We start from the raw sequence: 13047 nt of genomic DNA, 5'->3' as shown, positions 1-13047 counted from the left end.
AAATTTAATCAGGTTGTGAGCTACCGCGCATTATGCCGTCTGTAAGGTTATCTTCTGGAGTATAGACAAGGGGTTAGGAAATATGACTGCTATTCGAAATTCATATTACCCAATCTAAGAGGAATTAAATTAAACGCTATTACAGCCGTTCTTGAATAAGTTTGCCTAATTGTTTTACCGCCTGTTCTTCACGTTCTCCCCACTGCCACGCGGTATTAAAACGAAAAAAACGTGACCAGTTTTCACCGGTAGAAAACATTTTACCCGGCGCAATACTGATATGATGCGTCAGTGCCGCCAGGCTTAATTCGCCGGCATCTAACGGCTCGGGGAGCTCCAGCCAGAGAAAATAACCGCTGTCACTATGATGAATTTTAACTTCCGCAGGCAGATAACGCAGCAGTGCCTGCCAGGCACGTTGTTTACGTTCCGCAAGCTGGCGACGCAGGCGACGAAGATGGGCGTCGTATCGGCGCGTGGAAAGGTAATCCACCAGCGCAAGTTGCATCGGTGAGCTGGTGGAAAGCGTACTCATCAACTGCAAGCGTTGAATTTTACGTGCATGTTTTCCGGCGGCGACCCAACCAATACGAAAACCAGGCACCAGACATTTCGAAAACGAAGAGCAATGCAAAACGCCATCGTGGCGATCCCACGCTTTCGCAGGCAGCGGTTTTTCCCGTCCAAAATAAAGTTCGCTGTAAACGTCATCTTCAATCAGCGTTACGTTGTACTGATTGAGTAACGCCACCAGTTGTGCTTTTTTTTGCGGCGTTAAGGTAAATCCGAGTGGGTTCTGGCTATTAGTCATCAGCCAGCACGCTTTCACCGGATAATCCTGCAACGCCAGTTCCAGCGCCTGAAGATCGATCCCTTCTTTAACATCCGTCGCCACCGATAACGCCTTCAGCCGTAGCCGCTCCAGCGCCTGCAACGCACCGTAGAAACAAGGATTCTCTACTATCACCCAATCGCCCGGTTCAGTTACCGCTTGCAAACTGAGGTTTAATGCCTCTAACGCCCCGGCAGTAATGACAATTTCATCAGGAGAAATGGTGATGCCCTGTAAGGCATAGCGACGAGCAATAGCCTGACGCAGTTCTGCGTTTCCTGGCGGTAAGTTTTCAATCACGCTCATCGCTGTGGCGGTTTTGCTTACCTGCGCCAGCGAGCGGTTTAGTTGTTGGAGGGGGAAAAGTCGCGGGTCGGGAAAGGCCGAGGCAAACGGAACGACCGACGGTTCGCGACTGGCCTGCAACATATCAAAAATATAAGTGTTGATATCGACTGCTTCATCTCAAGTGACTGGAATGACTGGCGCTTTCGGCATTTTTATTGCCTGTGGCGCAACGTAATAACCCGACTGCGGTCGTGCGATAATATATCCCTGACTTTCGAGCAACTGATAGGCATGGCTGACAGTCATAAAGCTCATGCCTGAAAGCGCCACCTGGTCACGCAACGAAGGCAAACGATCGCCGGGTTGCCAGATACCCGACGCAATCTGCTCGCGTAATTGTTCTGCAAGCTGCTGGTATTTTTTCATTATCGAATCGTAATTATGTGCAGATGATTCGGCAGTCTATATCAGTTGTTAAAAATGACAACTTTTCGTTAACTGTAATTAAACCATCACCAGCGATAACTCTTTGCCAAGCGCCTTTGCCGCAAGCTGGACGGCGTCGATTTTTGTCGCATGGTGCAAGTTAAATAGGCGAGTAATCTCCTGTTTAGGTTTGCCAATTCGCCTGGCTAACTCTTGCTGAGTGATTTCTGACTGTAAAAAAGCATTTAACAGCAATACTTTAGAGGCGACGCTCAAAGGTACTTCAATAAAGTGATCATGACTATTTAATGGCGAAGGTAACGGGATAAGCTCGTTATCTTCAAAATAAAAATCAAATGCGGTCAGTAAAGCATCTTTTGCCGCTTCCATCGCTTCAGCGACAGTTTCGCCCTGCGTCAACGCTTCAGGGATATCCACAAAAGAAACCATATAACCGCCTTCCGGCGCGGGTGTAAGAGTGACGGGATAACGCATAATTTCGACTGTCTCTCGCATGTCATTAACCTTTTTAATTGGCGATTAACTCAAACCGAGTTGTTTCAGGATTGCTTTACGCAGGAGTGACGCGGCATGACACTGCGCCTCCCATGAAACCTGAGTTTCAAATGGTTGCGGCCATTCGCTACATCGACGCCCTGAGATTCGAGCCAACGTCTGAACTCGCTTTGTTTCACATCGCCTCCCTGCCGCTGAGTATATCAATAAAGTAAACATTAGTGTTTACCCCTATGTGTAATTTGCTCGAAAATAGCACTAAATCGCCGCAACGGCAGAATGCAATGCAAAATCAGGAAGGAAGATTCCAGAATTTCTTTGCGCTAATTTGCAAAACTGAATAATAACCTCAAGAAACGATCGGCATCATAGCGGCAAAAGGTAAGAAAAAGGTGGCAGGATGTTTACGAAGGCGTTATCGGTTGTCTTATTAACGTGTGCGCTGTTCTCAGGACAACTCATGGCAGGGCACAAAGGACATGAATTTGTGTGGGTAAAGAATGTGGATCATCAGCTGCGTCATGAAGCGGACAGCGATGAATTGCGTGCTGTGGCGGAAGAGTCGGCGGAAGGTTTGCGCGAGCATTTTTACTGGCAAAAATCGCGCAAACCAGAAGCGGGACAACGTTGAGTCGTTTGATGCCGGATGCGGCGTGACGCCTTACCCGGCAGGCAATATCATGCAGATTCAATGAGTTGTGAGTAACCAGAAAACTGGCGTTTTACCCTTTTCGCTTAGGCAATGTTTTCAGCAGCTCATCCGGACTTACGGATGCCACTACGCTTCCCGGTAACGGCATTTTCAGTATGTGATTTTTGATTTTGCCAATGACGTGCATCTCGCATGGGCGGCAATCAAACTTTAGCGTTAATACTTCATCGCCGTTAACCAGTTGCATTGGCGTCGCCTTCCAGCTTTTGATATTGCCTTTCGCCTGTTTCGGGCACAGATTAAAGGCAAAGCGCAGACAATGCTTGGTGATCATCACCGGGACTTCGCCCTTCTCTTCATGTGCCTCATACGCCGCGTCAATCAGCTGCACACCATAGCGATGATAAAATTCACGCGCTTTCTGGTTGTATACGTTCGCGAGGAAACTCAGATGCGTTTGCGGAAAAACCGGCGCAGGATCAGCAACCGGTTTACGGCTGCCGCGCTGGTAACTGGCAAGACGCGCAGCATCCAGCATGTCAGCAGCTTCACGGCGGAACTGGTTTAACAGACTGTTTGGTACAAACAGCGCCCCCGGCAAATTAATTTGCACATCGCGGGCGTAATAGAGGGTTTGCCCCAGTTTTGCCAGACCATCCTTCAGATTGTTCATTGCTTTTTCGGCGTTATTGGCTTCGTCGAACTGCCCGTCCAGCGTATGCGTGATGCTGACACCCTCTTCACTGGTGAGGGTCAGAATCAGTTGTTCCTGCCAGCCGCCCAGTTCAATGTCTACCGCCACCCGACGTTCGCTAGAGGTTTTTGTCAGTGCCTGCTGCCAGTTATGATCAAGATTACGGTTTAGTGGGTGATGTGGACGAATTTTGTGCAAATCTGCTGGCATTTCATTGGGCCAGACGCGGTACTGATTTTCTCCGGTTTTCTCGACCGTATTGGCACGAAAACCGATGACTTCACGTTTAATCATCACGTTCAGGCCATCACCATTTGCCAGTGGCTCGGTGACGGCAACATTGAGATGATCTTTCGCCACTTTCAATACTTCACCCACCGGCAGGCCGATAAATTTCGGCGAATCGAACGCGCCAATATCGCCTTTACGGGCATTCACAAAATAATCTGTGCTACCACGGTGGAAAGTCTTTTCCGTCGATGGAACAAAGAAATGTTCAGTACGACCTGATGAAGCACGCGTCAGATCGCCACGTTCTTCAATAATGGCATCCAGCATCTGGCGATAATGGGCGGTGATATTCTTCACGTAGCTCATATCTTTGTAACGCCCTTCAATCTTGAAGGAGCGTACGCCAGCATCAATCAGCGCGCCGAGGTTAGCAGTCTGATCGTTATCTTTCATCGACAGCAGATGTTTTTCATAGGAAACCACCCGCCCCTGATCGTCTTTCAATGTGTATGGCAAACGGCACGCCTGCGAGCAATCGCCACGGTTGGCGCTACGCCCTGTTTGCGCATGAGAAATGTAGCACTGACCCGAATAGGCCACGCACAGTGCCCCATGAATAAAGAATTCAATGGTCGCGTCCGTAGCCTGGTGAATCGCGCGGATCTGATCAAGATTCAGCTCTCGCGCCAGCACAATCTGCGTGAAGCCAACATCAGAGAGGAACTTCGCTTTTTCAACTGTACGAATGTCGCACTGCGTACTGGCGTGCAGTTCAATCGGCGGAATATCAAGTTCCAGAATCCCCATATCCTGAACAATCAGCGCATCGACACCGGTCTGGTAGAGGTCAGTAATCAGCCGTTGCGCGGGTTCCAGCTCATCATCATGCAAAATGGTGTTAAGCGTGACGAAAATTTTTGCACCATAACGATGGGCAAACGGCACCAGCTCGGCAATATCTTTCAGGCTATTACTGGCATTATGACGGGCACCAAAACCAGGGCCGCCGATATAAACAGCATCGGCACCGTGCAAAATAGCTTCGCGGGCAATGGCGGCATCGCGTGCCGGGCTTAACAGTTCAAGTCGATGAGAAGATACGGTCACATTCTTATCCAGTAGCTGAAAAATGGCGGCTATTTTAGCCACAAGCGCGACGTTGCGAAATAGTTTTCCCGCTTAACTGCGCGGGTAATGGATGAGGGAATGAAAATGTACGGTTTGCTCCCCACCATTACGATAGATATGCGTGACGTCTGCAGCAAATCGAACGCCTTCCCCACAATTAAGGGTCTGCCATTCCCCATCAACGCACAGATCAAGTTGTCCATCAATGACGACGACATGTTCGATTACCCCCTTCTCATGGGGCGTCGATTCGCTTATTGCACCAGATGCCATCTGAATCGAGAAGTGTTCAAAGCAGAGTTGTGGATCATAAGGAAACAGCGAAGTGATCACCATCGCCTGCTGTTGTGGATCATAAACTGAAGGCATAGCGGACTGCGGCGGAGAAATAAATGTTGAAAATGGTACGTTCAACCCGGTGGCAATTTTCCATAATGTCGCGACCGTCGGACTGGACTCATTACGCTCAATCTGCCCTAACATTGCTTTAGAAACGCCCGTCGCTTCTGCCAGTCGCGAAAGACTCCAGCCGCGCTGCTGGCGTAGTTGTTTAAGTGTAGTGGATAAAAAGCGAGCGAGATTTTCCATGCGACTCCTCCGGCAAAACGGAAGTTTATCACTTGTGCGTTATAACGGACAAATGCTACGGTGCCTGTACGCTATAACGCACGAGGTGACTATGCGTCTGTTTTCTATTCCTCCACCCACGCTACTGGCGGGGTTTCTGGCGGTATTAATTGGCTACGCCAGTTCAGCGGCAATAATCTGGCAAGCAGCGATTGTCGCCGGAGCCACCACTGCACAAATCTCTGGCTGGATGACGGCGCTGGGGCTGGCAATGGGCGTCAGTACGCTGACTCTGACATTATGGTATCGCGTACCTGTTCTCACCGCATGGTCAACGCCTGGCGCGGCTTTGTTGGTCACCGGATTGCAGGGACTAACACTTAACGAAGCCATCGGCGTTTTTATTGTCACCAACGCGTTAATAGTCCTCTGCGGCATAACGGGACTCTTTGCTCGTCTGATGCGCATTATTCCGCACTCGCTTGCGGCGGCAATGCTTGCCGGGATTTTATTACGCTTTGGTTTACAGGCGTTTGCCAGTCTGGACGGTCAATTTACGTTGTGTGGAAGTATGTTGCTGGTATGGCTGGCAACCAAGGCCGTTGCGCCGCGCTATGCGGTAATTGCCGCGATGATTATTGGGATCGTGATCGTTATCGCGCAAGGTGACGTTGTCACAACTGATGTTGTCTTTAAACCCGTTCTCCCCACTTATATTACCCCTGATTTTTCGTTTGCTCACAGCCTGAGCGTTGCACTCCCCCTTTTTCTGGTGACGATGGCATCGCAAAACGCACCGGGTATCGCAGCAATGAAAGCAGCTGGATATTCGGCTCCTGTTTCGCCATTAATTGTATTTACTGGATTGCTGGCACTGGTTTTTTCCCCTTTCGGCGTTTATTCCGTCGGTATTGCGGCAATCACCGCGGCTATTTGCCAAAGCCCGGAAGCGCATCCGGATAAAGATCAACGTTGGCTGGCAGCTGCCGTTGCAGGCATTTTCTATTTGCTCGCAGGTCTGTTTGGTAGTGAGGTGTACTGGCAATAGCGGACACTACCATTTGTTCTTTTTTTAAGCAGCCATCTGATGATATTTTTCCCTGAAGGCTGCCGGGGAGATATTCCCCAGACGAGAGTGACGACGCTGACGATTGTAGAAAATCTCAATGTATTCCCGTATTACTGAGATGGCTTCATCCCGGTTATTAAAACGATAGTGGCTCAGGCTCTCATTTTTCAGCGTTCCCCAGAAGCTTTCCATCGGAGCGTTGTCGTAACAGTTACCTTTACGCGACATTGATGTTTTCAGACCAGACTGCTCCTGTATGACCCGGTAATCGTATGCGCAGTACTGTGAACCTCGATCAGAGTGGTGGATTAGCCCGGCAGGTGGGCGCTGGCTCCTGAGCGCCATAAACAGGGCTTTACCTGTCAGCTCTTTTGTCATGCGCTCTCCCATGGCGTAGCCGACAATTTCGCACGTATAAACATCTTTGATGCCAGCGAGGTACAACCATCCCTCCTGTGTGGCAACATACGTCAGGTCCGCCACCCAGACCTGATTTGGTGCTGTAGGAGCGAACGTCTGGTTCAGCAGATTTGGCGCAACTGGCAGATTGTGGTTCGAGTTCGTAGTCGCTCTGAACTTGCGTTTCTGCTTACAGCGTAGCCTTAGCTCCTTACGAAGACGTGCCAGTCGGTCACGACCAACGATGATGCCATTCTCTGCCAGCTCCGTCTGGAGCCGCCGGGTTCCATATGTTTCGCGAGTGCGGATATGTGCCACCTTAATCTCCAGTTTTAGCCGCTCATCACTTTGTTTTCTGTCTGAGGGTTCATGCTGTACCCAGTTGTAATAACCGCTCCTGGATACACCAAATACCTGACACATCGCTTCAATGGGAAATTGTTGTCGCCATTGTTCGATTAACGCGTATTTTTCAGCGACTCCTGTGCAAAATACGCTGTTGCTTTTTTTAATATATCTCGCTCAAGGCGAGCTTCATTTAACGCCTTACGCAGTTGCAGAATTTCAGATTCCAGTTCAGCCACCGTGCGGGAACCAGGAGTACCGAGCCCTTTTCTGGCGGCGGTAACCCATTGTCCTAAAGTGCCTTCAGGAAGAGATAATCGGGAAGCGCCTTCACTGATCGAAAGTTGATTTTCAAGAACCGTTCTGACAGCTTCGGCTTTGAACTCTTTAGAGTAACGTTGGGTTTTTCTGCTCATTATTAGCTCCTTCTGATGCCATTCTATTTCAGGAAGGAGTGTCCGTTAAACTCAGGCTACCTCAGATGGCTGCCCTGCCCGTAAGTTGGATCCAGATGCTGGCAGGTCTGGCGCTGTTGAGTACCATTGGCGGCAGTTTGTATCAGGCGCTGCATAATGAGCGTGAGCGTGAGCGCGACGCGGCGGTGGTGGCATTTCTGGTAACGGCAAGTGGATTGACGCTGGTCGGGATTGGTTCTGCGTTCTGGGGATTAATTGCCGGAGGCGTTTGTTACGTGGTGTTGAATTTAATCGCTGACAGAAACCGATATTGACATCCTCCACGCCCTGAAGGACGTGGATCCCTGCTACGTTCAGGCTGTCGCCTGAATCATTTCGGTGGGTTCCTGCTTCAACGGGCGGCCTGACTGCACCATCTCTCCACAGGCAAGAACGGCGTGCCCCGCCGCTAAAATGTTACGAGCACCATTTACATCGGCGTTCGCTGTATATCCACATACCTGGCATCTGAATTTACTTTGTGACAGGCGGTTCTCTTTCGCTGTATGACCACAGTACGCGCAACGCTGGCTTGTATACGCTGGCGGAACAGCAAGCACCTGACCGCCACGCCAGAGCTGCTTGTACTCAAGCTGGCGGTGCATTTCATACCAGCCCTGATCCAGTATCGAACGGTTTAAACCTGATTTTGCCCGGACATTGCGCCCCGGCTGGCTGACCGTACCCGCTGCTGACTTTGACATGTTGCTGACCTTCAAATCCTCAATGACTATCATTGCGTGGTTTTTGCTGACGGCCGTTGTGACTTTGTGAAGGTAGTCCCTGCGGATATTTGCGATACAGGAATGCAGTCGCTGTATTTTGCGTTTCTGCTTCTGCCAGTTGTTGCTGAATTTGACCTTGCGGCTTAACTGTCGCTGAAGTCTCGCCAGCGTCTTCTGGTTTTTCTGAAAACTGTTTACAGGCTCAAAGACTGTGCCATCTGACAGCGTGGCGAGTTTAGCCACGCCAGCATCCAGCCCGACCATTGATGCTGAAGGGTGAGCCGGAGTGGATACTTCACTTTCTGTCTGAATACTGATGTACCACGTACCGCAGGACTGGCTGACAGTGACATTTTTCACAACACCCGTGACCTGACGGCTATTCCGGTAGCGCATCCAGCCCAGTTTCGGCAGAAAAATACGGCTGTTTTCCTGATCGAGCTTAACGCCCTGCGGGTAGCGGAATGCATCATTCTGTCCCCGCTTTTTGAATCGGGGAAAAGCAGCCCGCTTCCGGAAGAAGTTTTTGTAAGCCCGCTCAAGGTCTTTCAGTGACTGTTGCAATGGCTGTGAGGGAGAATCTTTAAGCCATTGCGTTTCAGTGGCATTTTTCCACTCAACCAGCCAGGAAGCCATTTTCCCGTAAGGGATGTATTTATTACCGGCCTCATGATTCTCATTCTGACGTGCCAGAGCACGATTGAAAACGAAACGACATGCGCCTGCGAAGCGCCTCATTTCACACTCCTGTTGACCACCTGGTCTTAACTGGAATTTAAATGCCTGTAATCGTTTCACAGGTCAAATGATACTTTGGTCTGTGAAAAAAGAAACCGATATCCGGCGTGGAAGGCATTGTGTTTTCCTGATGCATGTTCACCTGGTCTTTGTCACTAGATACCGACGCCAGATTTTTTGACGCGACAGAAAAACTACGCACTTACTTTTCAAATGTATGTGCTTATTTTGAAGCTGAACTGGTTGAAATGGATGGCGAACCAGATCACGTCCATTTGTTAATTAACTAACCTCCCAAACTGGCGATATCCAGTCTGGTAAACAGCCTCAAAGGCGTATCGGGTAGGTTACTGCGACGAGATCGACCAGATATTGCAGTCAGGTATTACTACAAAGGCGTTTTGTGGAGTCCTGGCTATTTTGCCAGTAGCTGCGGAGGTGTGCCAATATCCGTCATCCGCCAATACATTGAACAACAGCAAACACCTGGTCAGGTGGAAAACCGCGCCTTATATCCCCGCCCTGAAGGATGGGGTTTTACGGCGCACCGGATAAAAAGCGCCATCTAACGATGGCGCGTCTGGAACTACTTTTTGTTAACGTCAAACATGGTGGCATCGGTCGCCATGTCATCAATAACTTGTTTAATATTTTCGAAAGCCATTGGCGTACTTTCGTTATTCAGGTCTTTACCTTCGCCCTGACGAACGACTTTGATAACCGGTTTATTAGTCGCTGCATCAATCAGCTCACCTTCAAAATAGAGGCGAGTATCCATGGTACGGTGGCCTGTAGCCATTTGCGTCCCCGCAACCACTAATGCAACAGGAACCACTTCATAGAATTGCAGCCCTTCTTTGCTGGTATCTACACCGGTAATGGCCCCACGGAAAATCAGACTACGCGGCCCAGCGGTGGTAACCAGTGGTTTACGCTGCGCTATCGCTTCTTTCATTTCGGTGTTGGTATAGTTCAAAATTTTATCCAGAACTTTCTGCCCTACCTAGGTAGAAGGTTTTGGCACCGGATAATAAGTGATTGGGTTCCAGACGATGCTGTCATATTTGCTTTGATCAAAACTCGGGTCTACCCAACGTAAAACAGGTTTACCTGTTGCTGAGGTTGTTTCTTTTAAATCAGAGTAATTGTTTAAAAAACCAGAATATTTATCTGGCTGGGTGATTTTAGAGGCACAACCAGACAGAGCCAACAAGCCGCATAAAGCTGCAACTTTCGCAAATGATGTGGTACGCATGAATAGTTTCCTGAGATGGGTAATGACTCCAACTTATTGATAGTGTTTTATGTTCAGATAATGCCCGATGACTTTGTCATGCAGCTCCACCGATTTTGAGAACGACAGCGACTTCCGTCCCAGCCGTGCCAGGTGCTGCCTCAGATTCAGGTTATGCCGCTCAATTCGCTGCGTATATCGCTTGCTGATTACGTGCAGCTTTCCCTTCAGGCGGGATTCATACAGCGGCCAGCCATCCGTCATCCATATCACCACGTCAAAGGGTGACAGCAGGCTCATAAGACGCCCCAGCGTCGCCATAGTGCGTTCACCGAATACGTGCGCAACAACCGTCTTCCGGAGACTGTCATACGCGTAAAACAGCCAGCGCTGGCGCGATTTAGCCCCGACATAGCCCCACTGTTCGTCCATTTCCGCGCAGACGATGACGTCACTGCCCGGCTGTATGCGCGAGGTTACCGACTGCGGCCTGAGTTTTTTAAGTGACGTAAAATCGTGTTGAGGCCAACGCCCATAATGCGTGCAGTTGCCCGGCATCCAACGCCATTCATGGCCATATCAATGATTTTCTGGTGCGTACCGGGTTGAGAAGCGGTGTAAGTGAACTGCATTTGCCATGTTTTACGGCAGTGAGAGCAGAGATAGCGCTGATGTCCGGCAGTGCTTTTGCCGTTACGCACCACCCCGTCAGTAGCTGAACAGGAGGGACAGCTGATAGAAACAGAAGCCACTGGAGCACCTCAAAAACACCATCATACACTAAATCAGTAAGTTGGCAGCATCACCCCTGAGATGATTATATTACTTTTTAAGTTATAGCAAAAAGCGCCGCTTCGTGTTGTGGCAAAAAAAGTGTTGGTGAAAATAAATTTTTCAGCCCCTTTTCAGACGACATAGTCAATGCCGAAAAAGGGGCTAAGTCAATCATCAGTAGTTAAATTTCAGTAAGTTAAGCTGCTAAAAAACTTCGACTACTGTGATTAATTTCACATCCCTTCGATAAAAAATATGCTTACCGAAAAGAAGAACAGTAAATCATCTCAGCGTGGGGAATTTTCACGCGCCTTATTCTTAGCGGGTCATTTTTTACGTGCCAGCATCGTGGCGAAACGCAGTTTAATACGATTACCGTTGGCGTCGGTGCGGTGCAGCTCGCCGACGTCTTCATTGTATTTCACCCTCTCCCAGCCTTCGTAATATCGACGTAATTCTCCCTCTTTGAAGGCAAACGGGAAGCCGACGGTACATGGATAATCAGCGGTATCCATCGCCGCCACAATCAGGTTGTAACCACCAGGTTTAGTGCAACGTTGCATATTGGCAATCAGCCCTGGGATGGTTTTAGCCTCAAGGAACATCAGTACCACAGTCGAAAGAATAAAATCGTACTGTCTATCAAATGTGAGGTTATTCAGATCAACGACTCGGGTGTGTAAATTATCCAGATTTTCAATGGATTTAATGCGCTCTACATTGGCGATACTCATGGCATTTTTATCCCATGCGTCAACATCATAACCATTGGCTGCCAGGTAAAGACTGTTACGACCATTGCCACAGCCCAGATCCAGCGTTTTACCCGGTTTAACCACTTTCACCGCTTCCAGTACTTCAGAGTGTGTGCGGGTTAATTCATATTTATCAGTAAAATAGTTTTCGTCACGAATGATCATTCTTTGTCCTCTGCTTTCATTAAAACGGCGCGCTCGGTTCTGACTAACAATTTTCCCTGCATCAGAAGCGCAAAAGTACGGATGAGCAGTATTGCAATAATAAAATTGGTAAAGATAAACAGCGGTACCGCCAGCGTATGGAAAAATCCATTTTCGCTGCCACTCCCCAGATGCAAACCGGTGGTTGCCAGTGCAGATACGCCGAACGAGAAACTCCAGAATGAAGCATTAAATGGCTGGGAGAGATACCATGGCATCAGACGTAGCATAAACAGCAGTTGCAGCAGTCCATAACCAAAAAGCATTTTCGCCAGCGTATCACCCTCGCCGCCGTTGACGCTCAACCAGGCACTACAGGCCACCAGCGCAGGAGCGAGCTGAATGCCGAGTGATGTCCGCAGTGCCGTGGGTAATTCTCCCGAACTGCGCAGACGCTGCAAGATCACCGGTTCAAGACTTAGCCATGAGAAAACGCCTGCGCCTAAAAACACCAGACCGGCGTCGGTGTAGCCCAACGCACCACAGGCCATTGCGCTGATAAAGTTGTTGGCAACTGTCGGCAGATACAGTCCAGGCGTGGTAGCTTCTTCAGGGTGAGATCCGCGCCATAATCCCGCAGTTTGCCAGGCGGCATAAGCCAACTGAACCACGACACCAAAACTGAACAGGCACACCGCCAGTGGGCGAAACCACGGAACAAAACCAATCGCCACCAGCATCGTCGTTGCCGGAAACAAACTCACAAAACTGCTCAGCACTGGATGGCGAACTTCCGCCAGCACGCTATGCGGAAAGCGTATGAGTCGGGTAATAAATGCGCTAGTTAATAATCCCCAGATGATCATCGCCAGAATCACCAGCCCATCCCCTAACCAGTGGCTGACCTGCCAAACCTGGCTGGCATAGCGCCAGGCAAATCCCATCCCTATCGTCCCCAACACAATACCAAAGTAGCCTGCCGGCAAATTGAGCACTTTATCGCTCTGCATCTTCTTACTCATTTTGTTTAATTTATAAAGTATATTTGAAATGCATTTTATGGAATTTTCTCGAG

The 13047-nt window shown here is 49.3% G+C and carries 9 protein-coding genes and 6 pseudogenes; 4 read left to right on the top strand and 11 right to left on the bottom strand.

What is annotated here, in order from left to right; all coding sequences use genetic code 11:
- Positions 1–139: 139 nt before the first annotated feature.
- The 3 genes and pseudogenes from C1P89_RS06085 to C1P89_RS06075 all read right to left on the bottom strand — a co-directional run bounded on the left by C1P89_RS06085 (position 140) and on the right by C1P89_RS06075 (position 2241).
- Positions 140–1546: pseudogene (locus C1P89_RS06085) on the bottom strand (aminotransferase-like domain-containing protein).
- Positions 1547–1624: 78 nt separating this feature from the next.
- Positions 1625–2041 (bottom strand): type II toxin-antitoxin system antitoxin HicB, encoded by a 417-nt coding sequence (gene hicB / locus C1P89_RS06080; protein WP_001270286.1) that lies wholly within the window; start codon positions 2039–2041, stop codon positions 1625–1627.
- Between the two features lie 45 nt (positions 2042–2086).
- Positions 2087–2241: pseudogene (locus tag C1P89_RS06075) on the bottom strand (mRNA interferase).
- A gap of 221 nt (positions 2242–2462) precedes the next feature.
- Between C1P89_RS06075 and C1P89_RS06070 the strand changes: the two are divergent.
- Entirely contained in the window at positions 2463–2693 is a 231-nt protein-coding gene (locus C1P89_RS06070) for a YncJ family protein (protein WP_000494244.1), read from the top strand.
- Between the two features lie 91 nt (positions 2694–2784).
- On the opposite strand, the gene rlhA is transcribed toward C1P89_RS06070, so the two are convergent.
- On the bottom strand, positions 2785–4746 hold the full coding sequence (rlhA, locus tag C1P89_RS06065) for a 23S rRNA 5-hydroxycytidine C2501 synthase (RefSeq protein ID WP_005136303.1): 1962 nt from the start codon (positions 4744–4746) through the stop codon (positions 2785–2787).
- A gap of 72 nt (positions 4747–4818) precedes the next feature.
- Entirely contained in the window at positions 4819–5355 is a 537-nt protein-coding gene (gene sutR / locus C1P89_RS06060; RefSeq protein ID WP_000429142.1) for a DNA-binding transcriptional regulator SutR, read from the bottom strand.
- Between the two features lie 91 nt (positions 5356–5446).
- Between sutR and ydcO the strand changes: the two are divergent.
- Positions 5447–6370, top strand: a pseudogene (gene ydcO / locus C1P89_RS06055) (BenE family transporter YdcO); the annotation flags it as partial.
- Positions 6371–6406: 36 nt separating this feature from the next.
- On the opposite strand, the gene C1P89_RS06050 reads toward ydcO, so the two are convergent.
- Positions 6407–7563, bottom strand: a protein-coding gene (locus tag C1P89_RS06050) for an IS3-like element IS600 family transposase (RefSeq protein ID WP_087879964.1) whose coding sequence is annotated in 2 segments (ribosomal slippage) — positions 6407–7314 and positions 7314–7563 — 1158 coding nt in all. Because the reading frame shifts where the segments join, the coding sequence is not laid out codon by codon here.
- A gap of 65 nt (positions 7564–7628) precedes the next feature.
- Here C1P89_RS06050 and C1P89_RS06045 point away from each other — a divergent pair.
- A pseudogene (locus C1P89_RS06045) lies at positions 7629–7877 on the top strand (benzoate/H(+) symporter BenE family transporter); the annotation flags it as partial.
- Between the two features lie 39 nt (positions 7878–7916).
- On the opposite strand, the gene C1P89_RS06040 reads toward C1P89_RS06045, so the two are convergent.
- Complete coding sequence (locus tag C1P89_RS06040; protein ID WP_000826419.1) at positions 7917–9125, bottom strand: RNA-guided endonuclease InsQ/TnpB family protein; 1209 nt, start codon at positions 9123–9125, stop codon at positions 7917–7919.
- A gap of 7 nt (positions 9126–9132) precedes the next feature.
- On the opposite strand from C1P89_RS06040, the pseudogene tnpA reads away from it, so the two are divergent.
- Positions 9133–9634, top strand: a pseudogene (gene tnpA, locus C1P89_RS06035) (IS200/IS605 family transposase).
- Positions 9635–9651: 17 nt separating this feature from the next.
- On the opposite strand, the pseudogene C1P89_RS06030 reads toward tnpA, so the two are convergent.
- From C1P89_RS06030 to tehA, 4 genes and pseudogenes are all read right to left on the bottom strand, one after another.
- Positions 9652–10320 (bottom strand): annotated as a pseudogene (locus C1P89_RS06030) (DUF3313 domain-containing protein).
- A 33-nt stretch (positions 10321–10353) separates the two neighbouring features.
- Positions 10354–11051, bottom strand: a protein-coding gene (locus tag C1P89_RS06025; RefSeq protein WP_237158176.1) for an IS1-like element IS1A family transposase whose coding sequence is annotated in 2 segments (ribosomal slippage) — positions 10354–10802 and positions 10802–11051 — 699 coding nt in all. Because the reading frame shifts where the segments join, the coding sequence is not laid out codon by codon here.
- Positions 11052–11399: 348 nt separating this feature from the next.
- On the bottom strand, positions 11400–11993 hold the full coding sequence (tehB, locus tag C1P89_RS06020; RefSeq protein ID WP_000586732.1) for a tellurite resistance methyltransferase TehB: 594 nt from the start codon (positions 11991–11993) through the stop codon (positions 11400–11402).
- The gene (tehA, locus tag C1P89_RS06015; RefSeq protein ID WP_001341359.1) at positions 11990–12982 is read right to left on the bottom strand and encodes a dicarboxylate transporter/tellurite-resistance protein TehA; all 993 of its coding nucleotides are present in this window, start codon (positions 12980–12982) and stop codon (positions 11990–11992) included. Before tehA ends, tehB begins: the two co-directional genes overlap by 4 nt.
- Positions 12983–13047: the final 65 nt, after the last annotated feature.

This window comes from Shigella sonnei, assembly GCF_002950395.1.
Lineage (GTDB): Bacteria > Pseudomonadota > Gammaproteobacteria > Enterobacterales > Enterobacteriaceae > ECMA0423.
The sequence above is the reverse complement of the archived record's forward strand: the minus strand, read 5'-3'. Positions and strand labels throughout refer to the sequence as shown.

Bases quoted from the DNA above. Each gene is read 5' to 3' on its own strand.
- hicB (WP_001270286.1), bottom strand. From the start codon at position 2,041: ATGCGTTATCCCGTCACTCTTACACCCGCGCCGGAAGGCGGTTATATG.
- C1P89_RS06070 (WP_000494244.1), top strand. From the start codon at position 2,463: ATGTTTACGAAGGCGTTATCGGTTGTCTTATTAACGTGTGCGCTGTTC.
- sutR (WP_000429142.1), bottom strand. From the start codon at position 5,355: ATGGAAAATCTCGCTCGCTTTTTATCCACTACACTTAAACAACTACGC.
- tehB (WP_000586732.1), bottom strand. From the start codon at position 11,993: ATGATCATTCGTGACGAAAACTATTTTACTGATAAATATGAATTAACC.
- tehA (WP_001341359.1), bottom strand. From the start codon at position 12,982: ATGCAGAGCGATAAAGTGCTCAATTTGCCGGCAGGCTACTTTGGTATT.